The sequence below is a fragment of the Micromonospora sp. NPDC005806 genome (assembly GCF_042871425.1).
Lineage (GTDB): Bacteria > Actinomycetota > Actinomycetes > Mycobacteriales > Micromonosporaceae > Micromonospora.
The window spans coordinates 1-22,321 of the sequence record NZ_JBIAIL010000011.1; the positions used below are offsets into that span (position 1 = coordinate 1).

General features: G+C 73.4%; 22 protein-coding genes. 18 read left to right on the top strand and 4 right to left on the bottom strand.

Annotation, left to right across the window (positions count from 1 at the left end):
* Positions 1–197 precede the first annotated feature (197 nt).
* The 3 genes from ACFYOS_RS14095 to ACFYOS_RS14105 are packed head-to-tail and all read left to right on the top strand — an operon-like array spanning position 198 to position 3,399.
* Positions 198–851, top strand: a complete 654-nt coding sequence (locus ACFYOS_RS14095) for a TetR/AcrR family transcriptional regulator (protein ID WP_387140152.1) — start codon at positions 198–200, stop codon at positions 849–851.
* Between the two features lie 32 nt (positions 852–883).
* Positions 884–2,326, top strand: a complete 1,443-nt coding sequence (locus ACFYOS_RS14100; protein ID WP_387140155.1) for an aldehyde dehydrogenase family protein — start codon at positions 884–886, stop codon at positions 2,324–2,326.
* Positions 2,323–3,399, top strand: coding sequence for an alcohol dehydrogenase catalytic domain-containing protein (locus ACFYOS_RS14105; RefSeq protein ID WP_387140158.1), 1,077 nt, complete (start codon positions 2,323–2,325; stop codon positions 3,397–3,399). Before ACFYOS_RS14100 ends, ACFYOS_RS14105 begins: the two co-directional genes overlap by 4 nt.
* Before the next feature lie 35 nt (positions 3,400–3,434).
* Here ACFYOS_RS14105 and ACFYOS_RS14110 read toward each other — a convergent pair whose 3' ends face one another.
* Positions 3,435–4,364, bottom strand: coding sequence for a TetR/AcrR family transcriptional regulator C-terminal domain-containing protein (locus tag ACFYOS_RS14110; protein WP_387140161.1), 930 nt, complete (start codon positions 4,362–4,364; stop codon positions 3,435–3,437).
* A gap of 168 nt (positions 4,365–4,532) precedes the next feature.
* On the opposite strand from ACFYOS_RS14110, the gene ACFYOS_RS14115 reads away from it, so the two are divergent.
* From ACFYOS_RS14115 to ACFYOS_RS14140, 6 genes are all read left to right on the top strand, one after another.
* Positions 4,533–5,732 carry an FAD-dependent monooxygenase gene (locus ACFYOS_RS14115; RefSeq protein WP_387140164.1) on the top strand — a complete coding sequence of 400 codons (1,200 nt, stop codon included), beginning with the start codon at positions 4,533–4,535 and terminating at the stop codon, positions 5,730–5,732.
* A gap of 228 nt (positions 5,733–5,960) precedes the next feature.
* The gene (locus ACFYOS_RS14120) at positions 5,961–6,722 is read left to right on the top strand and encodes an ABC transporter ATP-binding protein (protein WP_387140167.1); all 762 of its coding nucleotides are present in this window, start codon (positions 5,961–5,963) and stop codon (positions 6,720–6,722) included.
* Positions 6,709–7,401 (top strand): ABC transporter ATP-binding protein, encoded by a 693-nt coding sequence (locus tag ACFYOS_RS14125; protein WP_387140170.1) that lies wholly within the window; start codon positions 6,709–6,711, stop codon positions 7,399–7,401. The genes ACFYOS_RS14120 and ACFYOS_RS14125 overlap by 14 nt, the downstream gene beginning before the upstream one ends.
* A gap of 40 nt (positions 7,402–7,441) precedes the next feature.
* Positions 7,442–8,701, top strand: a complete 1,260-nt coding sequence (locus ACFYOS_RS14130; protein WP_387140173.1) for an ABC transporter substrate-binding protein — start codon at positions 7,442–7,444, stop codon at positions 8,699–8,701.
* A gap of 7 nt (positions 8,702–8,708) precedes the next feature.
* Positions 8,709–9,590 carry a branched-chain amino acid ABC transporter permease gene (locus ACFYOS_RS14135; RefSeq protein ID WP_387140175.1) on the top strand — a complete coding sequence of 294 codons (882 nt, stop codon included), beginning with the start codon at positions 8,709–8,711 and terminating at the stop codon, positions 9,588–9,590.
* Positions 9,587–10,606 carry a branched-chain amino acid ABC transporter permease gene (locus ACFYOS_RS14140; protein ID WP_387140178.1) on the top strand — a complete coding sequence of 340 codons (1,020 nt, stop codon included), beginning with the start codon at positions 9,587–9,589 and terminating at the stop codon, positions 10,604–10,606. Before ACFYOS_RS14135 ends, ACFYOS_RS14140 begins: the two co-directional genes overlap by 4 nt.
* 68 nt (positions 10,607–10,674) lie before the next feature.
* Here the strand turns inward: ACFYOS_RS14140 and ACFYOS_RS14145 are convergent, their stop codons facing one another.
* Entirely contained in the window at positions 10,675–11,232 is a 558-nt protein-coding gene (locus ACFYOS_RS14145) for a TetR/AcrR family transcriptional regulator (protein WP_387140181.1), read from the bottom strand.
* A gap of 54 nt (positions 11,233–11,286) precedes the next feature.
* Between ACFYOS_RS14145 and ACFYOS_RS14150 the strand changes: the two genes are divergently transcribed.
* From ACFYOS_RS14150 to ACFYOS_RS14160, 3 genes are all read left to right on the top strand, one after another.
* Positions 11,287–12,348, top strand: a complete 1,062-nt coding sequence (locus ACFYOS_RS14150; RefSeq protein WP_387140184.1) for an FAD-dependent monooxygenase — start codon at positions 11,287–11,289, stop codon at positions 12,346–12,348.
* A 171-nt stretch (positions 12,349–12,519) separates the two neighbouring features.
* On the top strand, positions 12,520–14,085 hold the full coding sequence (locus ACFYOS_RS14155) for an MFS transporter (protein ID WP_387140187.1): 1,566 nt from the start codon (positions 12,520–12,522) through the stop codon (positions 14,083–14,085).
* Between the two features lie 11 nt (positions 14,086–14,096).
* Positions 14,097–14,705: a TetR/AcrR family transcriptional regulator gene (locus ACFYOS_RS14160; RefSeq protein WP_387140190.1), complete on the top strand. Its 609-nt coding sequence runs from the start codon at positions 14,097–14,099 to the stop codon at positions 14,703–14,705.
* 7 nt (positions 14,706–14,712) lie between these two features.
* Here ACFYOS_RS14160 and ACFYOS_RS14165 read toward each other — a convergent pair whose 3' ends face one another.
* Complete coding sequence (locus ACFYOS_RS14165) at positions 14,713–16,632, bottom strand: helix-turn-helix domain-containing protein (RefSeq protein ID WP_387140192.1); 1,920 nt, start codon at positions 16,630–16,632, stop codon at positions 14,713–14,715.
* Between the two features lie 14 nt (positions 16,633–16,646).
* Positions 16,647–17,429 carry a 3-hydroxybutyrate dehydrogenase gene (locus tag ACFYOS_RS14170; RefSeq protein WP_387140195.1) on the bottom strand — a complete coding sequence of 261 codons (783 nt, stop codon included), beginning with the start codon at positions 17,427–17,429 and terminating at the stop codon, positions 16,647–16,649.
* Positions 17,430–17,580: 151 nt separating this feature from the next.
* Here ACFYOS_RS14170 and ACFYOS_RS14175 point away from each other — a divergent pair, with 151 nt between their 5' ends.
* The 6 genes from ACFYOS_RS14175 to yajC all read left to right on the top strand — a co-directional run bounded on the left by ACFYOS_RS14175 (position 17,581) and on the right by yajC (position 22,155).
* Positions 17,581–17,940 carry a DUF1905 domain-containing protein gene (locus ACFYOS_RS14175; protein WP_387140199.1) on the top strand — a complete coding sequence of 120 codons (360 nt, stop codon included), beginning with the start codon at positions 17,581–17,583 and terminating at the stop codon, positions 17,938–17,940.
* A 104-nt stretch (positions 17,941–18,044) separates the two neighbouring features.
* Positions 18,045–18,572, top strand: coding sequence for a crossover junction endodeoxyribonuclease RuvC (gene ruvC / locus ACFYOS_RS14180; protein ID WP_387140202.1), 528 nt, complete (start codon positions 18,045–18,047; stop codon positions 18,570–18,572).
* A 155-nt stretch (positions 18,573–18,727) separates the two neighbouring features.
* Positions 18,728–19,990, top strand: coding sequence for an RNA-guided endonuclease TnpB family protein (locus tag ACFYOS_RS14185; RefSeq protein WP_387140204.1), 1,263 nt, complete (start codon positions 18,728–18,730; stop codon positions 19,988–19,990).
* A 14-nt stretch (positions 19,991–20,004) separates the two neighbouring features.
* Positions 20,005–20,607: a Holliday junction branch migration protein RuvA gene (gene ruvA, locus ACFYOS_RS14190; protein WP_387140207.1), complete on the top strand. Its 603-nt coding sequence runs from the start codon at positions 20,005–20,007 to the stop codon at positions 20,605–20,607.
* Positions 20,604–21,668: a Holliday junction branch migration DNA helicase RuvB gene (ruvB, locus tag ACFYOS_RS14195; protein ID WP_387140209.1), complete on the top strand. Its 1,065-nt coding sequence runs from the start codon at positions 20,604–20,606 to the stop codon at positions 21,666–21,668. Before ruvA ends, ruvB begins: the two co-directional genes overlap by 4 nt.
* Before the next feature lie 124 nt (positions 21,669–21,792).
* Positions 21,793–22,155: a preprotein translocase subunit YajC gene (gene yajC / locus ACFYOS_RS14200; RefSeq protein WP_387140212.1), complete on the top strand. Its 363-nt coding sequence runs from the start codon at positions 21,793–21,795 to the stop codon at positions 22,153–22,155.
* The last annotated feature ends 166 nt before the right edge of the window (positions 22,156–22,321 follow it).

Here is a 22,321-nt window from a genome sequence, read left to right on the forward strand (position 1 = left end):
AACCGACACCGCGCACCCCGCCACGACGTCGGCAAAACCCTCCACCGCGCCCGCACCCAAGCCGACCAGCAAAAACGCAAAGGTTAAAAAACAAGACTAAGGTGCGTGAGCAGGTGGCTCCCAGGAGAGGGGTGGCATGGCGGAACTCGTCCGACGGCGGGCGCACCTCGACGGCGACCCGGCGAGGGTGGGATAGCATGCCGCGACCCCGCCGGGCCCTGCTGAGCCGGGATCGGATCGTCGCCACTGCGCTCGCGTTGATCGACGCCGACGGGCTCGCCGCGCTCTCCACCCGGCGGCTGGCCGCCGCGCTCGGCGTGCAGGGCCCGTCGCTCTACAACCACTTCGCCACCAAGGACGACATCCTCGACGCGGTGGCGGACAGCGTCACCGCGACCGTCGACGTCAGCGGCTTCGGCCGGTACGACTGGTGCGAGGCGTTGCGGCACTGGGCCCGGTCCTACCGCGATGCCCTCGCGGCGCACCCGAACATCGTCCCGTACCTGGCCCAGGGGCCGGGCCGGCGCCCGGCCGCGCTCGCCATGGCCGACGCGGTCTACGGCGCCCTGGTCCGGGCCGGCTGGCCGCCGGCGCGGGCCACCCACATCGGCGCCGCGCTGCGCTACTTCGTGGCCGGCTCCGCGCTCGGCTCGTTCGCCCGGGGTTTCGTCGAGGACCCGGCGCTCTACGCCGCGCACCCGCACCTGGGCCAGGCGCACCGGCTCGCCGGCCATCAGCAGCGCGTCGACGAGGGTGCCTTCGCCCTCGGCCTGGACGCGCTGCTGCACGGCCTGTCCGCCGAGTACGAGCGGACCATCGCCGGGCTGGAGCGCGTCGCCGGCACGGAGTAGCGTCCGAAACCTGCCCCTTCCGGAAGGACGCCATGGAGCTCGCCGCCGCGCCGCCCGCCCTGCTGGTCCGCCGTCACCTGCACGTCGCCGGGGAGTGGGTCGATCCCGCGGACGGCGCGTCGATCCCGGTCGAGAACCCGGCCAGCGGGGAGGTCGTCGGGCGGGTCCCCGCCGGCACCCCGGCCGACGTCGACCGGGCCGTCGCCGCCGCCCGGGCCGCGTTCTCTGGCTGGGCGGCCACTGCCCCCGCAGAGCGGGCCGCCCACCTCGACCGGCTGCACGCCGCGCTCGCCGCCCGGGCCGACGAGATCGCCCGCACCATCGCCCTGGAACTGGGCACCCCGCTCAAGCTCGCCACCCGGGTGCAGGCCGGCCTGCCGTTGACCGTGCTGCGGAGCGTGGTCGACCTGGCCGCCCGCCCGCCGGCCGAGGAGACCGTGGGCAACTCGCTGGTGGTCCGCGAACCCGTCGGCGTGGTCGGCGCGATCACCCCGTGGAACTACCCGCTGCACCAGGTCGTCGCCAAGCTCGCCCCGGCCCTGGCCGCCGGCTGCACCGTGGTGCTCAAGCCGAGCGAGCTGACCCCGCTCACCGCTTACCTGCTCTTCGACGCGGTCGCCGAGGCCGGGCTGCCGCCCGGGGTGGTCAACCTGGTGCCGGGCACCGGGCCGGTCGTCGGCGAGGCCCTCGCCGCCCACCCCGACGTCGACCTGGTCTCGTTCACCGGGTCCACCGCCACCGGCCGCCGGATCGCCCACCTCGCCGCCGACCGGATCGCCCGGGTGGCTCTCGAACTCGGCGGCAAGTCCGCCAACGTGATCCTCGCCGACGCCGACCTGCCCACCGCGGTGAAGGTCGGCGTCGGCAACGCCCTGCTCAACTCCGGACAGACCTGCACCGCCTGGACCCGGATGCTGGTTCACCGGGACCGCTACGCCGAGGCGCTCGACCTGGTCGCGTCGGCCGTCGAGGCGTACCGGCTCGGTGACCCGTTCGACCCGGCGACCCGGCTCGGCCCGCTGGTCTCCGCCGGCCAGGCCGAACGGGTCCGGGGTCACGTCGCGCGGGCCCTCGCCGACGGGGCGCGGCTGGTCGCCGGCGGTCCGGACGCCCCGCTGCCGGCCCGCGGTCATTTCGTCGCGCCCACCGTCTTCGCCGACGTGCATCCGGACAGCGCCCTCGCCCAGGAGGAGGTCTTCGGCCCGGTGCTCGCGGTCATCCCCTTCGACGACGCCGACGAGGCGGTCGCCATCGCCAACAACTCCCGGTACGGGCTGGCCGGGGCGGTCTGGTCCGCCGACGAGGAGGCGGCGCTGGCCGTCGCCCGGCGCTTGCGCACCGGGCAGGTGGACGTCAACGGTGGCGCGTTCAACCCCCTCGCCCCGTTCGGCGGCTACCAGCAGTCCGGCCTCGGCCGCGAGCTGGGCGCCCACGGGATCGCGGAGTTCACCGAGCTCAAGGCGATCCAGCGGTGAGGGCCCTGGTGGTCCGCGGCCGGAACGCCACCTCGGCTGTCGAGGAGGTCCGGCTGCCCGCCCCCGGACCGGGAGAGCTGCGGGTGCGCATCCGCGCCGCCGGCATCTGCCACTCCGACCTGTCCATGGTGGACGGCACGCTCGCGCCCGCGTACCCGCTGGTCCTCGGGCACGAGGCGGCCGGCGTGGTCGCCGAGGCGGGTCCGGGCACCCGGCTGGCCGTCGGCACACCGGTGGTGCTCAACTGGGCCCCGGCCTGCCGCTCGTGCTGGCACTGCCGGCACGGCGAACCCTGGCTCTGCACCGCCAACACCGCCCCCGCGCTGCCCCGGGGCGAGACCGCCGACGGCACCCCGCTGCACGTCACCCTCGGCCTCGGCGCGCTCGCCGAGGAGGTGGTGGTGCCCGAGCGCGCCGCCGTGCCGATCCCCGCCGGGCTGCCCCCGGAACAGGCTGCGCTGCTCGGCTGCGCGGTGCTCACCGGCACCGGCGCGGTCCGCAACACGGCCCGGGTGGCCGTCGGCGAGTCGGTCGCGGTCATCGGGCTCGGCGGGGTCGGGCTGGCCGTGCTCACCGCCGCTCGCCGGGCCGGCGCCGCGCCGATCCTCGCCGTCGACGTCGCCGAGGCCAAGCGGGAGCTCGCCCTCGCCGCCGGCGCCACCGACTTCATGCTCTCCGACGACCGGCTCGCCAAGGAGGTACGCGCGCGCACCGAGGGGCGGGGTGTGGACCACGCCTTCGAGTGCGTCGGCCGCTCCGCCGCCATCCGGGCCGCCTGGCGGCTGACCCGGCGCGGGGGCGCGGTCACCGTGGTCGGCATGGGCGGCAAGGACGACCTGGTCAGCCTCGCCGCGCTGGACATCTTCCACTCCGCCCGCACCCTGCGCTCCTCGGTGTACGGGTCGTCCGACCCCGACCGCGAGGTGCCGGTGTTGGCCGCCGCGCTCGGCGACGGCACCCTCGACCTGCGCCCGCTGGTCAGCGGCACCCTTCCGCTGGACGAGGCGCCGGCGGCGTTCGGTCGGCTGGCCCGTGGCGAGGGTGCCCGCTGGGTGGTCACCTTCCCGGACTGATCCCGCGCCGCGACGGACGGGGCGGCCGCGCCGCGTCAGCGGGCCGTGCCCGACCCCTCGATCAGCGTGGCGTAGCCGTCCAGCAGCCGGCGCAGGCCGAACTCGAAGACGCTGTCCAGGTCCAGGTCGATCGCCTCGTCCAGCGTCGCCAGCGTCGGGTACCGGCCGCCGCTCATCATCCGCTGGAACATCGCTTCGTGGTTGTCCACCCACTGCTCGTCGGTGAGCCCGGTGTCCTGCACGGCGTGCGCCTGCGCCTCCAGGTTGGTGGCGATGCCCCGCACGTACGCCATCAGCGTGACCGCGGCCTGCCAGCGCTGCTGGGTGTCGAGCCCCAGCCCGGCCGTGGCGCGCAGCGCCCACTCGGTGTGCGCCATGCCGTTCGGCAACGGCTGCGGGCGGGACATCGAGATGACGTGTGGCAGCCAGCGATGCCGCTGGTAGACCGTCCACTGAGCGCGGGCGAGCAGTTCCAGGCGGGCCCGCCAGCCGGCCGGCGGCGCGGCGGGTAAGGGCGCGTCGGCCAGCGCCGTATCGGCCATCGCCAGGATCAGGTCGTCCCGGCCGCGGACGTGCCGGTACAGCGCCATGGTGGCGATCCCCAGCTCGGCGGCGATCTGCCGCATCGAGACGGCGGCCAGGCCCCCCGCGTCGGCCAGGCCGATCGCGGTACGCACCAGCCGCTCCCGGCTCAGCTCCGGCTCCGGGTCCGCTGGGCCGCGGCGAGCCCGGGGCGCCGCCGGGCGGGGCGGGGCCACCACGGTGCCCGCGCCGGGTCGGGTCAGGACGAGGCCCTCGTCGCGCAGCAGGGCGAGCACCTTGGTGGCGGTCGCGATGGCCACGCCGTGCTCGCGGGTGATCCGCCGCGCCGACGGCACCGGGTCGCCGGGGCGCAGCTCCCCGAGCGCGATCCGGCGACGGATCTCCGCGGCGATCCGCCGGTACGGCGGCTCCGACCCGGCCATGGCGGCACCTCCGGCACGGCGTACTAGGACGAGGCGTCTCGGTGGGCCCTCGCCGGGCGAGCGTACTAGGTCACCACGAGCCCGGCGGGCCGCGGTGGACCTACCGTCCAGGGCGGACCCGGCGCGGACCGGGTGGACGGTGTACGCACGAACTCGGGAGCGCTGCGAATGAACGACAGGACCGTGCTCATCTCGGGCGCCGGCATCGCCGGCCCCGCCCTCGCCTTCTGGCTGCGCCGGTACGGCTTCGCCGTCACCGTCGTGGAACGGTCGCCCGGCCTGCGTCCCGGCGGGCAGGCGGTCGACGTGCGGGGGACCGCCCGCGAGGTGGTGGACCGGATGGGGCTCACCGACCGGATCCGCGCCGAGTGCGTCCGCGAGCAGGGCATGGCGTACGTCGACGGGCGGGGCGCGGTGCGCGCCCGGATGCCGGTGGATGCCTTCGCCGGGGAGGGGATCGTCGCCGACATCGAGATCGAGCGTGGTGACCTGGCCCGGCTGCTGTACGAGGAGACCCGGGCCGACGTGGAGTACGTCTTCGACGACTCGATCGAGACGCTCACCCAGACCGACGACGGGGTGCGGCTCACCTTCACCCGCTCCGCCCCGCGCACCGTCGACCTGGTGATCGGCGCGGACGGCTCGCACTCGGCCACCCGGGCCCTGGCCTTCGGCCCGGAGTCGGCGTACGTCCGGCCGCTCGGGGCGTACCTGGCGTACTTCACCACCCCGTATCCGGACGAGACCGGCTGGTTCCTGCTGCACAACGCTCCCGGTGGCCGGGTGGTGGGCACCCGGCCCAACCGGCACGGCCGGTCCAGCGCCTTCTTCAGCTTCGCCTCGCCGGCGCTGGATGTGGACCGCCGGGACCGGGCGGCCCAGCAGCGGCTGCTCGCCGCGCGCTTCGCCGACGTGGGCTGGCGGGCCGCCGAGTTGCTGGCCGCGATGGCCGACGCCCCGGACTTCTACTTCGACCGGTACGCCCAGGTGCGGATGGACTCCTGGAGCATCGGGCGGGTGGCGCTGCTGGGCGACGCCGCCTGGTGCCCCTCCCCGCTCACCGGGCAGGGCACCAGCCTCTCGCTGGTCGGGGCTTACCTGCTGGCCGGGGAACTGGCCGCCGCCCGGGGCGACCACCGGGTCGCGTACCGCCGCTACGAGGAGCTGCTGCGGGCGCACGTGACGAAGGGGCAGGAGCTGCCCGGCGGCGGGATCGCCGGGTTCCTGCCGACCAGCCGGGCCGCGATCCGGATGCGGGACGCGTCCATGCGGGCGATGGCCTCCCGCCCGTTGCGCGGGCTGGCCACCCGGCTGTTCTTCAGCCAGGCCGACGGCCTCACCCTGCCGGAGTACGCCGCCACGCGGTGAGGTGGCGGCCCCACATGTCGACGTGCGCCGATCCCGTCCGCTCTCGGTGACCGAGGGTGGGTGGGTCCGTTCGTATGGGGGTCGGGCCCGTGCCATCGCTGTCGAATGTGTGGGTGATCGACATGGTTCGACTCCGTGGCAGCACCGTAGGTTTCCTGCACACGACGGCCCTGTGACCCCTGTCACCGACTTGGTCGTCGCCTTGGCGGACCTGCGGAGGGTGTGGCGATGGCCGGGCAAGCGATCCTGTCGGCCCGCGGGCTGACCCGGGACTTCCGGGGCTTCCGGGCGGTCGACGGGGTCGACCTCGACGTGGCGCCGGAGACCGTGCACGCCCTGGTGGGGCCGAACGGTGCCGGCAAGACCACCCTGTTCAACCTGCTCACCGGCTTCCTGCCGGCCAGCGCCGGGCGGATCGAGCTGGCCGGCCGGGATGTCACCGGCCTGCCCCCGGAGCAGGTGGCCCGGCTCGGTGTGGCCCGCTCCTTCCAGATCACCAGCCTCTTCCCGCAGCTGTCCGCGCGGGAGCACGTGGCGCTGGCCCTCCAGTCGCCCAGCGGGCTGGGCTGGCGGTTCTGGCGCTCGGCGAAGCTGATGCGGCGCTACCGGGACCGCGCCGACGAGCTGCTCGCCATGGTCGGCCTCGCCGAGCTGGCCGAGGCCCCGGCCGAGGCGCTCGCGTACGGGCGCAAGCGGGCCCTGGAGCTGGCGATCGCCCTCGCCCTCGACCCGAAGGTGCTGCTGCTCGACGAGCCCACCGCCGGCATGGGGCTGGAGGACGTCGACCGCACGGTCGACCTGATCGCCACCGTCCGCCAGGGCCGCACCGTCGTCATGGTGGAGCACAACATGAGCGTCGTCGGCCGGCTGGCCGACACGGTCACCGTCCTGCAGGCCGGCAAGGTCCTCGTCGAGGGGCCCTACGAGCAGGTCCGCGCCGACGAGCGGGTCATCACCGCCTACCTGGGAGCCGCCGATGCTGCGCATTGAGAACCTCTCCGCCTGGTACGGCGAGGCGCAGGTGCTGCGGGAGGTGAGCCTGGAGGTGGCCGCCGGCGAGGTGGTCACCCTGGTCGGCCGCAACGGCGCCGGCAAGTCCACCCTGCTGCGCAGCGTGATGGGGCTGCACCCGGGGCAGCGCGGCACGGTGACCCTGGACGGCACGGACCTCACCCGGCTGCCGGCGTACAAGCGGGCGCGGCTCGGGCTCGGCTGGGTCCCCGACGACCGCGGCGCGTACGCCACCCTGACCGTCACGGAGAACCTGACCCTGCCGCCCCGGGTCGGCCCCGACCCGTGGACCCTCGACCGGATCTACGAGGCGTTCCCCGCCCTGTACGCCCGGCGCGACTCGGCGGCCACCATGCTCTCCGGCGGCGAGCAGCAGATGCTCGCCCTGGCTCGGGTGCTCCGGATGGGCGCTCGGCTGCTGCTCTGCGACGAGCCCACCGAGGGGCTCTCGCCGCTGCTCGTGCAGCAGGTCGCCGACCTGCTGCGGGAGGCCAAGAAGCACGGGGTGACCGTGCTGCTGGTCGAGCAGAACCTGCACTTCGCCACCGGCGTCGCCGACCGGCACTACCTGCTGGCCGAGGGACGCATCGCGGAGGCGATGGACAACTCCGAGGTGCGTTCGCGAGAGCGCGAGCTGCTGGCGTACCTCGGCATCTGAAACGACGGCTGACCCGCGCGGACCGCGCGGTACGAAGGGGATGGACATGCGTAGGAGCGTGGGTGTGGCCGCCGCGTCGGCGGCGATGGTGGTGCTGCTCGCCGGCTGCGGCGGCGGTGGCCCCCAGTCCGGTGGCGACTCGAAGCTGACCGGCGACAAGATCGTTCTGGGTGTGCTGAACGACCAGTCCGGGGCCTACTCGGAGCTGTCCGGGAAGAACTCGGTCAAGGCCGTGGAGATGGCCATCGCCGACTTCAAGGCGAAGTACGGCGACAAGGCGGTCACCAAGAACATCACCGTGGAGACCGCCGACCACCAGAACAAGCCGGACGTGGCCAACAGCAAGGCCCAGGAGATGTACGACCGCAAGGGTGTCGATGTCATTCTCGACGTGCCGACCTCCTCGGCCGCCCTCAAGGTCGCGGACGTGGCCAAGGAGAAGAAGAAGCTCTACTTCAACATCGGCGCGGCGACCACCGACCTGACCGGCAAGAGCTGCAACAAGTACACGTTCCACTACGCGTACGACACGTACATGCTGGCCCACGGCACCGGCACGGTGACCACCCAGCAGGTCGGCAAGAACTGGTACATCCTCTACCCGAACTACGCCTTCGGGCAGGACATGGAGAAGAGCTTCTCCGCCGCCATCAGCGCCGCCGGCGGGCAGGTCGTCGGCAAGGACGGCGCACCCTTCCCGAACACCAGCGGCGACTACTCGTCGTTCCTGCTCAAGGCCCCCACGCTCAACCCGAAGCCGCAGGTGCTGGGCACCATGCAGGCCGGCGCCGAGCTGGTCAACGTGGTCAAGCAGTACAACGAGTTCAAGCTGAAGGACAAGGGCGTCGGGCTGGCCGTGGGCCTGATGTTCATCACCGACATCCACTCGCTCACCCCGGCCGCGCTCGCCGGCACCACCTACACCGACGCCTGGTACTGGAACTTCGACCAGCAGAACCGCGAGTGGGCCGACCGGTTCCAGAAGGAGACCGGCACTCGGCCGTCCTTCGCCCACGCGGCCAACTACTCCGCCGCCATGCAGTACCTGGAGGCGGTGCAGGCCGCCGGCACCGACGACGCGGACACCGTGGTCAAGGGGCTGGAGGGCAAGGAGATCAACGACGTCTTCCTCCGCAACGGCAAGATCCGCGCTGAGGACCACCGGGTCATCCACGACGCGTACCTGGCCCAGGTGAAGCCGCAGGCCGAGGTGACCGAGCCGTGGGACTACGTCAAGATCCTCAAGACCATCCCGGCGGCCGAGGCGTTCCGCGCCCCCTCGCCGGACTGCAAGATGTGACGAGCTGATGTCGGGCTTCCTGCAGAACACGTTCAACGGGCTGGTGGGCGGGGCGTTCTACGCCCTGCTCGCCCTCGGGCTCGCGGTCATCTTCGGCATGCTCCGGGTGGTGAACTTCGCCCACGGCGCCTTCTACATGCTCGGCGCCTTCGGAGCGTACGTGCTGCTCAGCGAGGCGGGCGTGCCGTTCTGGGCGGCGCTGGTGATCATGCCGCTCGCGCTGGGCCTGCTCGGCATGGTCCTGGAGCGGGCGGTGATCCACCGGCTGACCCGGCTCGACCCGCTCTACAACTTCCTGCTCACCTTCGGCCTGACGCTGATCCTCCAGGATCTGGTCAAGTCCCGGTACGGCATCCAGTCCAGCCCGTACGCCACGCCGGCCGAGCTGAGCGGGTCGGTCGACTTCGGACTGTTCGACTTCCCGACGTACCGGGTCTTCATCCTCGGCTTCACCGTGCTGCTCTGCGTCGTGGTGTGGTGGGTGCTGGGGCGTACCCGGGTCGGCATGGTGGTCCGGGCGGCCACCGAGCGGCCCGAGCTGACCCGGGCCTTCGGCATCGACGTGGGGAAGTGGGTCACCCCGGTGTTCGGCTTCGGCATCGCCCTGGCCGGGCTGGCCGGGGTCCTCGCCGCCCCGATGCGCGCGGTGAACCCGCTGATGGGCGCCGACCTGATCATCGTGGTCTTCGCGGTGGTGGTGATCGGCGGTCTCGGCTCGATCTTCGGCTCGGTGGCCGCCGGCTTCGGCATCGGCCTCATCCAGGCCTGGGGCGAGGCGTACCTGTCGGACTTCCCGATCGTGTCGCAGACCGTCGTCTTCGTGGTGATGGCCGCGGTGCTGCTCTGGCGCCCGGCCGGCCTGTTCGGCCGTGAGGAGGCCCCGGCATGACCAGCGCCGTCGACACCCCCGCCGAGGAGTCGGCCCGCCCGGCGCCGCCGTCCGGGCTGCTCACCGTGGCCCGGGCGCCCGGCTGGGTCCGGTACGCGCTGCTCGCTGTCGGCCTGGTCGTGGCCCTCTGGCTGCCCAACGGCCTCTACCCGGCGGTCGCGGTGGACATCCTGTGCTGGGCGCTCTTCGCCGTCTCGGTGGACCTGCTGCTCGGCTTCACCGGGCTGATGTCGTTCGGGCACGCCGCATTCTGGGGCACCTCGGCGTACGTCACCGGCCTGGTGGCGATCCACGCCGGCCTGCCCTTCCCGGCCGCCGTGCTGGTCGGGGCCCTGGCCGCGGCGGTGCTCGCGGTGCCGATCGGCTACCTCGCGGTCAAACGCACCGGGATCTACTTCGCGATGGTCACCCTGGCCTTCGCGCAGATGGTCTACTACGTGGCCAACGAGTGGCGGTCGGTCACCCAGGGCGAGAACGGGCTGCAGGGCGTGCCGCGCTCGCTCTTCGGGGTCGACCTCTCTGACGACTACTACTTCTACTACGCGATCCTGCCGATGGTGCTGCTCGGCCTCGCCGCGGCCTGGCGAATCGTGCACTCGCCGTTCGGCCGGGTGCTGGTCGGCATCCGCGACAACCCGGCCCGGGCCCGCGCGCTCGGCTACCCGGTGCACCGGTACAAGCTGACCGCGTTCGTCCTCTCCGGATTCCTCGCCGGGCTCGGCGGCGGGCTCTTCGCGGTCGGCCACCGGTTCGTCTCCCTGGACGTGCTGCACTGGACCACCTCCGGCAAGGCCGTCATCGTGGTGGTGCTCGGCGGCATCGGCACCCTGTGGGGCGGGGTGCTCGGGGCGGCCCTGGTGGTCCGCCTGGAGGACTGGCTGTCGTTCTCCGGCTTCGAGGCGATCGGCCTGGTCACCGGCGGCATCTTCGTGCTCGTCGTGCTGCTGTTCCGACGCGGCATCTGGGGCACCGTGGCTCACCTGGCCCTGCGTCGCGGAGTCGGCCGGCGCAGGTGAAAGGTAAGGAGGGGCCCCTTCTCAACGTCTCCGGTAGAGCAGGGGCCCCCTTTTGACACTGGGTTCGCTCAGCCGGGCAGGACGCCGCGGAGCAGGGCGGCGATCGCCCCCTCCGGGTCGAAGCCATCCTCCGGGCAGGCGAGCTGGTTGCTGAACAGCCCGTCGATCAGGGCAAGCAGCATCCGGAAGTGCGCCGGCGGGTCGGCCGAGCCGAGTGCCGCGACCACCGGTACGCCCCACTCCGCCAGCCGTTGCCGGCCGGCCGCGATCTCCCGCTGCAACCCCGGCTGGACGGCCGCCTCGACGAAGAGCGCGTGCCGGGCCAGGACGAGCATTCGGCCCTCGGCGGTGAGCTGCCGGATCATCCGGCCGAGCACCGTGACGAACGCGGCCACGTCGCCGGGGGGAAGGTCGGCGGCGAGCTGGTGCCACGTCTGCGTCTCGACCTCCACGAGCCGGGCGAAGACGCCGGCGATCAGCGCGTCCCGGGTGCGGAACTGGTTGGACGCCGAGCCCTCCGGCAGGCCTGCCTCGGCGTCGACCGCTCGGTGGGTGAGCTGCCGGAGCCCCCGGGTGCCGAGCACCCGGATGGCCGCGTCGAGCAGGAGCTGTCGCCGATCCGTCACGAGGAGAGACTACAGGCGTAGTGCGGGCGACTACATCTGTAGTACGGTGCCGGCATGGGGAAGCGTGCGGCCGTCATCGGCGGCGGGATCGGTGGGCTGGCGGCGGCGATCGGGCTGCGCGTGGCTGGCTGGGAGGTGACCGTCCTGGAGCGGTCCGCGGCGCTGCCGGAGACCGGCACCGGGCTCGGCATCTGGCCCGGCGCGATGCGCGCCCTGGACGCCCTCGGGGTGGGGGAGGAGGTGCGGCGGCGGGGGCGCCGGCAGGCCGGCGGGTCGATCCGGCGCCCGGACGGCACCCGCATCGCCGTGATCGACGTGGGTCGGCTGGAGCGGCGGCACGGCGAACCGGTGCACCTGGTCACCCGCCCGGTGCTGCTCGCCGCCCTCGCCGGCGCGCTGCCGCGCCCGACGGTGCGATTCGCCGCCCCCGTGACCGATCCCGGCGCGCTGACCGGGGCGTACGACCTGGTGGTCGGGGCGGACGGGATCAACAGCGTGGTCCGGGCCGCGCTGCACGGCGACCGCTACCCGCTGCGGTACGCCGGCACGGTGGCCTGGCGCGGGGTGGCCGACGTCGACGTCCGGGTCGGCGGCGAGACCTGGGGTCCGGGCCGCAAGTTCGGCGTCACGCCGGAGGTCCCGGGGCGGACCAACTGGTACGCCGCGGTCGCGCTACCCGAGGGGCACCCGCCGCCCGTCGACGACCGGGCCGAGCTGCTCCGCCTCTTCGGTGACTGGCACCAGCCGATCCCCCGGCTGCTGGAGGCGCTCGCCCCGGACGGGATCCTCCGCCACGAGGTGCGCGACCTCACCCCGCTGCCGTCCTATGTGTCCGGTCGGGTGGCCCTGCTGGGCGACGCCGCCCACGCCATGACGCCCGACCTCGGGCAGGGCGCCTGTCAGGCACTGATCGACGCGGTGGCACTGGCCGACTGCCTGCGCGACACCGACGATGTCCCGGCCGCGCTCCGGGCGTACGACCGGCAGCGGCGTCGGCCGACCCAGCGGATGGCCGCGGCGGCCCGGTGGGCCGGCCGGCTCGCCCAGGCCCGCCGCCTTCTGCCGGCCCGGGACGCCGTGCTCCGGCTGGCCCTGGCCGCCGGGCCGCCCGCCTGAGCCACCCGTGGGAGTGGGCCCGGCACGGGGCGGGGTCACCCCCACGGGTGAACTGGCACACAAACGATACGAACCGGTTCCGTATCGAAATCCTCTCGCCTAGGCTCGGCACTGTTACGAGTCTGCCCCGTTTCGTATTTCGACGCGGGTGAACCGGGGGGAGAACCGGGCATGGAACCGCACGAGAACACCGGACACCCGAGGAGGTGGGCGATCCTGGGGGTGCTGGTGATCAGCCTCCTCGTGGTCGTCCTCGACAACACGATCCTCAACGTCGCCCTGCGTACCCTCGCCGACCCGGTGCACGGCCTCGGAGCCAGCCAGGGCGAGCTGGAGTGGGCGATCAACTCCTACACGCTGGTCTTCGCCGGCCTGCTCTTCACCTTCGGCGTCCTCGGCGACCGCCTCGGCCGCAAGCGTTTCCTGGTCGTCGGCCTGGCCCTGTTCGGGCTGGCGTCGCTGCTGTCCGCGTACGCCCAGGACCCGGGCCAGCTCATCGCCACCCGCGCGCTGATGGGCGTCGGCGGCGCGGCCATCATGCCGGTGACCCTGTCGATCATCTCCAACGTGTTCGACCCCCGCGAGCGGGCCCGGGCGATCGGCATCTGGGCCGGCGCGGTCGGCCTGGCCGTGGCCATCGGCCCGGTGCTCGGCGGCGCCCTGCTGGAGCACTACTGGTGGGGCTCGGTCTTCCTGATCAACGTGCCGGTGGTGGCGCTCGGCGTGGTCCTGGTCGCCGCGCTGGTGCCCGAGTCCCGTGACCCGAAGCCCGGCCGGGTGGACCTGCTCGGCGTGCTGCTCTCCGTGGTCGGCCTGGTCGCTCTCACCTACGGCATCATCGACGGCGGCGAGCACGGCTTCGACCGGCCGCTGGTCTGGGTGGCGATCGTCGGTGGGCTCGCGGTGCTCGGCTGGTTCGTCGCCCACGAGCTGGGCAGCGACCACCCGTCGCTGGACGTGCGGCTGTTCCGGGTGCCCCGGTTCGCCGCCCCGGTGGCGATGGTCGGGCTGGTCTTCTTCGCCGCCATGGGCGTGATGTTCTTCGGGGCGTTCTACCTCCAGCTGGTCCGCGGCTACAGCCCGCTGGAGAGCGGCCTGCTCTTCCTGCCCTTCGCGGCCGCCCAGCTGATCTTCGCGCCGCGCAGCGCCGCCATGGTCCGCCGCTACGGCGGCCGGGCCGTCTCCGCCGTCGGGCTGCTGCTCACCGCCGCCGCCCTCGGCGCCTTCGTCTTCATCGACGCGGACACGCCGATCTGGATCTTCTCGGCGCTGGGCTTCGTGCAGGGCGCCGGGATGGCCAACATCATGCCGCCCGCCACCGAGTCGATCATGTCGGCGCTGCCCCGGGAGAAGGCCGGCGTCGGCTCGGCGGTCAGCAACACCGTCCGCCAGGTGGCCGGCGCGCTCGGCGTGGCGGTGCTCGGCTCGGTGCTCTCCGCCGTCTACCGCAACGACGTGGCTGCCGCGGTGGCCGACCTGCCCGGCCCGGTCCGCGACGCGGCCCGGGAGTCGATCTCCGGCGCGTACGCCGTCGCCGGCCGGCTCGGACCCGGTGCGCCCCGGCTCATCGCGGCGGCGAACGACTCGTTCGTGTCCGCGATGCACTGGGCGGCGGCGATCTCCGCCCTGGTGGCCGCCCTCGGCATCGTCATCGTGCTGCGCTGGATGCCCGGCCGGCCGGTGATCGCGACCGAGACCCGGCCGGCCTCCGAGCGGGAGTTGGCCGGGACCGCGTAGGTTCGGCGACAATGTCTGACATGAGTACCCACGCCGATGCTCCGCGGTCGCCCGGGCGACCGCGGAGCGTCCGCGCGGACGAGGCGATCGTGCAGGCCACCCTCGACCTGCTGGCCGAGGGGAGCACCATCGAGGCGCTCTCCATCGAGGCGATCGCCGCCCGCGCCGGGGTCGGCAAGGCCACCATCTACCGCCGCTGGTCCGGCAAGGAGGCGTTGCTGCTCGACGCGCTGCGCACCCTCAAGGGCACTCCGCCGCAGCCGGCCGGTCACTCGGTCCGCGACGACCTGGTGCTGCTGGTCGGCGCGATCGGGCACAACATCGACCCTCGGGCCGCCAAGATTATGCCGTGTCTGGTGCCCGAGGTGAACCGCAGCCCGGTTCACTACCAGCTCTACAAGAACATGGTCGAGCCGCGCCGGAAGCTGATCCGGCAGGTGCTCGAACGCGGGATGCGCAGCGGGGAACTCCGCGCCGACCTGGACGTCGACCTGGCGATGGCGCTGCTGAGCGGGCCCATGCTGATGCAGCGGATGCTGCGCTGGCAGCCGGAGCTGGACGACAAGGTCCTGCCGGAGCGGGTCGTCGACGCCGTGCTGGACGGCCTCCGCGCCCGCTGACCGCCGGTCAGCCGGCCGGCGAACGCAGGCGGTGCAGGCGCAGGGCGAGCTGCACCTCCAGAGCGCGCTCCGGCTTCTGCCAGTCCGCCCCGAGCAACTGCCCGACCCGCTCCAGCCGCTGGGTCACCGTGTTCACGTGCACGTGCAGCAGCTCCGCCGCCCGCGCCAGGCTGCCGCCCACCCCGAAGTACGCCTCGAGCGTCTTCACCAGCGCGGTGCCCCGCCGGGCGTCGTAGTCGACCACCGGCCCGACGGTGGCGGTGAGGAACCCCGCCACGTCCCGGTCGCCCGAGTCGCCGACCGCGCCCAGCAGCAGCCCCACGAACCCCAGCTCGGCTGTGCTCGCCCCCTGCCCGGCGCGACCCAGCGCGCCCAGCGCGGTCAGGCAGCGTTCCGCCTCGGCGAACGTGGTGGTCAGGGACGCCGGGCCGGTGCACGGGCCACTCGCCCCGGCGGTCACCGGCCGGCCGGTCACCCGCGACAGGTCCCGGGCCACCGCCCGCGCCGCGCCGCCCGCGTCGCCGCCGGGCAGCATCAGCACCACCCGACCGTCGCGCGCCGCCGCCAGCCCACCCCGGGTCGAGGCGTACGTGGTGGCCCAGGAGAACACCCGCTGCCGGGCCGAGCCGGTCGCCGCGATGGCGTCGTCGCCGACCGCCACCAGCACGTGCGGGGCGTCCAGATCCACCCCGAGCCGGCGGGCCCGGCTGCGCAGCGCGTCGGTGTCCCGCAACGGCCGGGCGATCAGGTCGTCCAGCAGCTCACCCCGGACCCGTCCCTCCGCCTCGGCCACGGTCCGGCGGAACAGCAGCAGCAACGCGGTGACCAGCGCCGCCCGCTCCAGGATCCGCTGGTCGGCGTCGACCAGCTCGCCGTCCGGACGCAGCACCAGCGCGCCCAGGTTCTCCGCGCCGGCCACCACCGCGGCGTACCAGAGCGGACCCCGGCGGACGCTGCGCCCCTCGGTCCGGGACGCGGCCACCGCCTCCACGATGTCCGCCCGGTCCGGCTCCTCGATCTCGCCCACCCGGGCCAGCCGCCGCCCCTCGGCGTCCAACGCCAGCAGCGCCCCGCCGAGCACCTCGGTGACCGCCGCCGCCACGTCCTCCATGCCACCGCCGCGGACCACCAGGGCGGTCATCCGGTCGTGCGCGGCCGCGGCCCGCTCCACCGAGCTGCTGTGCGCGCGGATCGTGCTGTTTGCCGTCGACAGCTCCTCCAGCGCCGAGCGGGTCTCCGCCAGCAGCCGCGCGGTGTCGATCGCCACCGCCGCGTGCGCCGCGAGGGAGACCAACAGCGACACTTCCTCCCGGGCGAACGGCCGGGCGGACCGGTTGGCCGCGTACAGCACGCCGATCGACGTCGAGCCCAGCCGCAGCGGTACGCCGAGGATCGCCACCAGGCCTTCCTCGCCCACCCCGGCGTCGATCTCGCCGGTGTGCCGGAACCGCTCGTCCTCCGGGTAGTTGGCGGTGACGTACGGGGTGCCGGTCTGGGCCACCAGCCCGCCCAGGCCGGCGCCCATCGGCAGCCGCAGCCGCTGGAACCGCGCCGAGATCGAGCCGTCGGTGACCCGCATGTACGTGTCGCCGCGCTCGTCGTCGTTGAGCGTCATGTACGCCACGTCGGTGCCGAGCAGGCTCCGGGCCCGGTGCACGATCGCCCGCAGCACGTCGTCCAGGTCGCGCAGCCCGGCCAGGTCGCTGGCCGTGTCGTACAGACCGGACAGCTCGATCTCCCGCCGGCGCCGGCGCTCCAGCAGCGCGCGGACCCGCAGCGCGACCACCTTCGCCTGCTCCAGCTCGGCCAGCCGCTCGGCCGGCAGGCCGGCGGCCCGGGCGGCGACCAGCGGCCCCTCGAACTCGACCGCGGCGGCCTCCCGGGCCAGCAGTTCCAGGAACTCGACCGGCGACGACATGACCGACATTGTGCGCGGCGCCACTAGTTGGCCGTCCAGCCCCCGTCGAGGGCGATCGAGGCGCCGGTGATGAACGCGGCCGGCGGCGAGCAGAGGTACGCGACCAGTTCTGCCACCTCCTCCGGCTCGATCAGGCGCTTGATCGCCGCCCGGGCCAGCATGATCTTCTCGACCACCTCGTCCTCGCCGATGCCGTGGCTGGCCGCCTGGTCGGCGATCTGGCTCTCCACCAGCGCGGTCCGCACGTACGCCGGGTTGATGCAGTTGGCGGTCACCCCGTGCGCGGCGCCCTCCAGCGCCACCACCTTCGACAGCCCCTCCAGGGCGTGCTTGGCCGAGACGTACGCCGCCTTGTACGGCGAGGCGCGCAGCCCGTGCACCGAGGAGACGTTGACGATCCGGCCCCAGCCGTTGGCGTACATGTGTGGCAGTGCCCGCCGGATCAGCAGGAACGGGGCCTCGACCATCACCCGTTGGATGTACTCGAAGCGCTCGACCGGGAAGTCCTGGACCGGCGCGACGTGCTGGAGGCCGGCGTTGTTGACCACGATGTCCACGTCGACGTCGAGCCGGTCCACCGCGGCCGGGTCGGCCAGGTCGATCCCCTCGGCCCGCCCACCCGCCTCGGCGGCCACCGCGTTCGCCGCCTCCACGTTGCGGTCGACCACCAGCACCGCCGCGCCGGCGGCCGCCAGGCGCAGGGCGCAGGCCCGTCCGATGCCGCTGCCACCACCGGTCACCAGGGCGCTGCGACCGGAGAGGTCGACGCGTACGACGTGGGGGACCGCCACGGGTTCTGCCGTCATGGCGCACAAAGCTACGAGCTGTGTGGCCGGCGGCACATGGGGTGACAGCACATACTCGACCACTTCAGTGTGTGGCAGGACCCACAGCGGCCCGGGCTCGGTGGGTGCGCAGCCGTCGGCCGGCCCGGGGCCGGTGTCGGAGGGTCGTGGCATGGTGGCGGCGACCGCCACGACCGGGATCCATCGCCCGGGCGCGGCGGCCGAGGGCCGCGACGGTCGAGAGGTGGACATGACGGACGGGACGACGACCTTCGAGGCGACCCTGATCCGCTGGTCGGGAGCCGGTGGCTGGGTGTTCGCCCAGGTGCCGCAGGCGCACGCGCCGGACGCGGCGGGCCCGTTCGGCCGGGTGCCCGTCACCGCCACCGTCGACGGCCGCACCTGGCCGACCAGCGTCTGGCGGGATCGGCGGGCCGGCTGGCTACTGCCCGTCCCGGCCCGGATCCGGGCCGGCAAGGACGACGGGGATACCGTCAGCATCGCGCTCGAGGTCGACCCCACCCGGCGGTGACCCAGGTCGGCGGGGCGCGCTGGCGTGTCCCGCCCGGCGGCCGTCCGGCGGCACCAGTAGGGTGTCGAACACACGTACTGCTGGCGGCTGGGGGAGGAGGCGGCGTGCGGGTGCTCGGCGTCGACCCGGGGTTGACCCGGTGCGGGGTCGGCGTGGTCGAAGGCGTGCCGGGGCGGCCCTGCACACTGATCGCCTACTACGTCGTCTACACCGACCCGGCCGACGAGCTACCGCTGCGCCTGCTGCACCTGGACCGGACGCTCACCGACCTGGTCGCCGAGCACCGCCCCGACGCGGTCGCCGTCGAGCGGGTGTTCACCCAGCACAACGTCCGCACCGTGATGGGCACCGCCCAGGCCAGCGGGATCGCGGTGCTCTCCGGGGCGCGGGCCGGCCTGCCGGTGCAGACCTACACGCCGAGCGAGGTCAAGGCGGCGGTGACCGGTTCCGGTCAGGCCGACAAGGCGCAGATGACGACGATGGTCACCCGGCTGCTGCGGCTGCCCGAGCCACCGCGGCCCGCCGACGCCGCCGACGCCCTGGCCCTGGCCATCTGCCACGTCTGGCGCGGCGGCACCCGGTCCAAACTGGCCGCCGCGGCCGAACGGGCACGACGAGGGCGGAGCGCCTAGTGAAGGTCACCCGGATCGCGTACTCCACGGGCCTGAACCCGGGCAAATACGCCGCCCTAGTAGAGCAGGCCCAACGGCTGGGTCGGGTGCGCAGTGAGGTGTGGCAGCGTTACGGGTCCGTCGCTGGTGTCGGGTCCGGGTTGAGGGATCGGCAGGTGCGGGACCGGTGGCTGGCTGACGGCACGCACCTCCAATTCGATGTGCTGGCGAACGCGTGGAAGGAAACCGTCCGCGACGCCGTGGCCGACATCGCGGCGAACCTCGAGGCGGCCAAGGCGCACGTGCGCCCGGCGATCAGCCGACGCACCAACGATCCGGCCGAACGCAAGCGGATGTTCACCGCCCTAAAGGCCGACCGGTGGGCCAACGACCCGTTCCTGGCTCGGCATATGCGCAAGCACTGGAAGCGTGGCCGCAACCGCACGCACGATCAGATCGTCGTGCGCGCCGACCAGCACCACACCGTTGCTGACGCGCGCGGCCGGTTGTGGCTCGCTGTTCCCGGCCTCGAACGCCGCAAGATGGTCAAGATCGCGCTGTCGACGACCGTCGCGCCGACGGGCACGCTGCGGCTGATCCTGCGCCGGGGTCGGGTCGAGGTGCACTACCAGATCGACGCGTCCCAGATGCGGTCCTCGCAGCGGCCCTGCGGCGACCGGACGATCGGCGTCGACAAGGGCTACGCCGAAGCCCTGACCGACTCCGATGGCGACCCCCACGGCACCGGCCTCGGCCAACTGTTGACCAGCGAGTCGGACCGGTTGAAGGACCGTAACCGGCGTCGGGCGAAGCTGCGCTCGATCGCGAACACCGCCGTGCTGCGTGGTGACCACGCGAAGGCGCATCGGATCAGGGCCAACAATCTCGGCACCGTCAAGCGGGACCGACAGGCTGCCCGGCACCGCGCCAAGGTGCGTACGGAGATCTTCACCGCGGTGCACCGGGTCGTGGACAAGGCCGCCACCGTGATCGCCGAGGACCTCACCAAGAGGTTCGCGGCGCGTAAGACTCTCGGCAAGAACGTGAATCGGCGTCTCGCCGCGTGGACCAAAGGGGTCACCGCCGAGGCGCTGACAAGCGTGTCGGAGCGCAGAGGTTCTGCGCTCGTTCCCGTCAACGCCGCCTACACCTCACAAACCTGTCACCGCTGCGGCCGGCTCGGCCGACGCAGTGGGGACCGGTTTCACTGCACCTGGTGCGGGGTGGTGTGGCAGGCCGACGTGAACGCCGCGATCAACATCCTGCAGCGAGCAGGCGACCCCGACATCGCCCTGCACACCCCACACCACAAGGTGAAGCAGATCCTGCAGGATAGGACCGATCGCCACCGGACCAGACTGCCGGTCCAGGACTCCAGCCCGGCCATCGCCGAGCGGAGAGCGAACCATCCGAGCCGCTCGACAACGAACTACCGGTAGGAAGCAGGATTGCGATGATCGCCAGTGTGCGCGGCACGGTGACCGCGACCGGTCCGGACCACGCGGTGGTGGAGGTGGGCGGCATCGGCCTGGCGGTGCAGTGCGCCCCCGGCACCCTCGCCGAGCTGCGGGTCGGCCAGCCGGCCCGGCTCGCCACCAGCCTGGTGGTCCGGGAGGACTCGCTCACCCTCTACGGGTTCGCCGACGACGACGCCAAGCAGCTCTTCGAGCTGCTCCAGACCGCCAGCGGGGTCGGCCCCCGGCTGGCCCAGGCGGTGCTCGCCGTGCACACCCCGGACGCGGTCCGCAAGGCCATCGCCAACGCCGACACCGCCGCGCTGACCCGGGTGCCCGGCATCGGCAAGAAGGGCGCCGAACGCCTCGTCCTCGAGCTGCGCGACCGGATCGGTCCGGTGCCGGTCGGCCCGGACGGGGCCGCCGGGGTCACCGCGGGCGCCTGGCCCGAGCAGGTCCGCCAGGCCCTGGTCGGGCTCGGCTGGACGGCCGGCCAGGCCGAGCAGGCGGTGGCCGCCGTCGCGGAGACCGTCGACGGGGAGACCCCGCCCGTGCCGGTCCTGCTCAAGCAGGCCATCCGTCTCCTGGGCCGGACCCGATGACCGACGACAACCTCGTCTCGGCGTACGTCAGCGACGCGGAACGGGACGCGGAGGCCAGCGTCCGGCCGAAGCGCCTCGCTGACTTCATTGCCCAGGATCGGGTCCGCGACCAGCTCGACCTGCTGTTGCAAGGGGCGATGCGGCGCGGCAGCCCGCCCGATCACATCCTGCTGTCGGGACCGCCCGGCCTCGGTAAGACCAGCCTGGCCAACATCGTCGCGGCCGAGCTGGGCTCGGGGATCCGGGTGACCAGCGGCCCGGCGATCGAGCGCTCCGGCGACCTGGCCGCCATCCTGACCAGCCTCACCGAGGGCGACGTCCTCTTCATCGACGAGATCCACCGGATCGCCAAGCCGGCCGAGGAGCTGCTCTACAGCGCGATGGAGGACTTCCGGGTCGACGTGGTGGTCGGCAAGGGGCCGGGGGCGACCGCGATCCCGCTCGACGTCGAGCCGTTCACCCTGGTCGGCGCGACCACCCGGTCCGGCCTGCTCACCGGGCCGATGCGGGACCGGTTCGGCTTCGTGGCCCACCTTGACTTCTACGCCCCGGCCGATCTGGAGGCGCTGCTGCGCCGCTCGGCCCGGATCCTCGGCGTGCCGATCACCGACGAGGGCGCGGTGGAGATCGCCGGCCGGTCCCGCGGCACGCCGCGCATCGCCAACCGGCTGCTGCGCCGGGTGCGTGACTTCGCCGAGGTCCGGGCCGATGGCGTGGTCACCCTGGAGACCGCCCGGGCCGCCCTCACCGTGTACGACGTCGACGCCCTCGGCCTGGACCGGCTGGACCGCGCCGTGCTCACCGCGCTGGTCGACTCGTTCCGGGGCGGCCCGGTCGGGCTCTCCACCCTCGCCGTGGCGGTGGGGGAGCAGCCGGACACGGTGGAGGAGGTCTGCGAGCCCTTCCTGGTGCGGGCCGGGCTGCTGGCGCGTACCCCCCGGGGGCGAGTCGCCACCGAGGCCGCCTGGCATCACCTGGGGCGTACGCCACCGAATGGTACATTTGGCGCGGATGCCCCCCCGGCGCCCGATCTGTTCTCTGTACAGACCGATCAGCCGTGATCCGAACGTGATCTGTGCCGCATTCGGTGTTCCCAGGGGCAGGGACTAGACTTCGCCGCGGTCTTACAGGACGTGAGAATCCGCCTCCGCTCCGGCGCCCCTCGGGGCGCCCGGCCGGAGACCAATGGGAAGGTCGACAACCGTGCATTACCTAGCAGCGGGTGGTGGGGGAGCCGGCGGTCTGACGCCGATCCTCATGATCGCTCTGCTCTTCGGCGTCATGTACTTCATGATGATCCGCCCCCAGCAGAAGCGGCGCCGCGAGGCCGAGCAGATGCAGTCCGCGCTCTCCCCGGGCGACGAGGTCGTCACCATCGGCGGGCTCTACGGCACGGTCACCGACGTGGACGACGAGACCGTCCTGCTCGAGGTGGCCCCGGGCGTGCAGAGCCGGTACGCGCGCCCCGCCGTCGCCCGGGTGGTCAACCGGGCCGAGGCTCCCGCGGCCGAGACGATCACCGAGGACGCGGAGCCGGTCAAGGAGTGACCGTCGGCCCCGGAAGGGGCAGCGGATTCACCCGTACAAGTGGATAGTTGGGTCGGCGTCCGACGCCGGCACCCGCACATCCCGCCCGACGCCCCCGCCTCGGGACCGGGGCGGTGTGCCGGCGGGTGACGCCGACCCGCCAGAGCAGTCGGGCGGACACCCCCGG

Coding starts and splice junctions, on each gene's coding strand:
- ACFYOS_RS14095 (WP_387140152.1), top strand. CDS start 198: ATGCCGCGACCCCGCCGGGCCCTGCTGAGCCGGGATCGGATCGTCGCC.
- ACFYOS_RS14100 (WP_387140155.1), top strand. CDS start 884: ATGGAGCTCGCCGCCGCGCCGCCCGCCCTGCTGGTCCGCCGTCACCTG.
- ACFYOS_RS14110 (WP_387140161.1), bottom strand. CDS start 4,364: ATGGCCGGGTCGGAGCCGCCGTACCGGCGGATCGCCGCGGAGATCCGT.
- ACFYOS_RS14115 (WP_387140164.1), top strand. CDS start 4,533: ATGAACGACAGGACCGTGCTCATCTCGGGCGCCGGCATCGCCGGCCCC.
- ACFYOS_RS14120 (WP_387140167.1), top strand. CDS start 5,961: ATGGCCGGGCAAGCGATCCTGTCGGCCCGCGGGCTGACCCGGGACTTC.
- ACFYOS_RS14125 (WP_387140170.1), top strand. CDS start 6,709: ATGCTGCGCATTGAGAACCTCTCCGCCTGGTACGGCGAGGCGCAGGTG.
- ACFYOS_RS14130 (WP_387140173.1), top strand. CDS start 7,442: ATGGACATGCGTAGGAGCGTGGGTGTGGCCGCCGCGTCGGCGGCGATG.
- ACFYOS_RS14135 (WP_387140175.1), top strand. CDS start 8,709: ATGTCGGGCTTCCTGCAGAACACGTTCAACGGGCTGGTGGGCGGGGCG.
- ACFYOS_RS14140 (WP_387140178.1), top strand. CDS start 9,587: ATGACCAGCGCCGTCGACACCCCCGCCGAGGAGTCGGCCCGCCCGGCG.
- ACFYOS_RS14150 (WP_387140184.1), top strand. CDS start 11,287: ATGGGGAAGCGTGCGGCCGTCATCGGCGGCGGGATCGGTGGGCTGGCG.
- ACFYOS_RS14155 (WP_387140187.1), top strand. CDS start 12,520: ATGGAACCGCACGAGAACACCGGACACCCGAGGAGGTGGGCGATCCTG.
- ACFYOS_RS14160 (WP_387140190.1), top strand. CDS start 14,097: ATGTCTGACATGAGTACCCACGCCGATGCTCCGCGGTCGCCCGGGCGA.
- ACFYOS_RS14165 (WP_387140192.1), bottom strand. CDS start 16,632: ATGTCGGTCATGTCGTCGCCGGTCGAGTTCCTGGAACTGCTGGCCCGG.
- ACFYOS_RS14170 (WP_387140195.1), bottom strand. CDS start 17,429: ATGACGGCAGAACCCGTGGCGGTCCCCCACGTCGTACGCGTCGACCTC.
- ACFYOS_RS14175 (WP_387140199.1), top strand. CDS start 17,581: ATGGTGGCGGCGACCGCCACGACCGGGATCCATCGCCCGGGCGCGGCG.
- ruvA (WP_387140207.1), top strand. CDS start 20,005: ATGATCGCCAGTGTGCGCGGCACGGTGACCGCGACCGGTCCGGACCAC.
- ruvB (WP_387140209.1), top strand. CDS start 20,604: ATGACCGACGACAACCTCGTCTCGGCGTACGTCAGCGACGCGGAACGG.
- yajC (WP_387140212.1), top strand. CDS start 21,793: ATGGGAAGGTCGACAACCGTGCATTACCTAGCAGCGGGTGGTGGGGGA.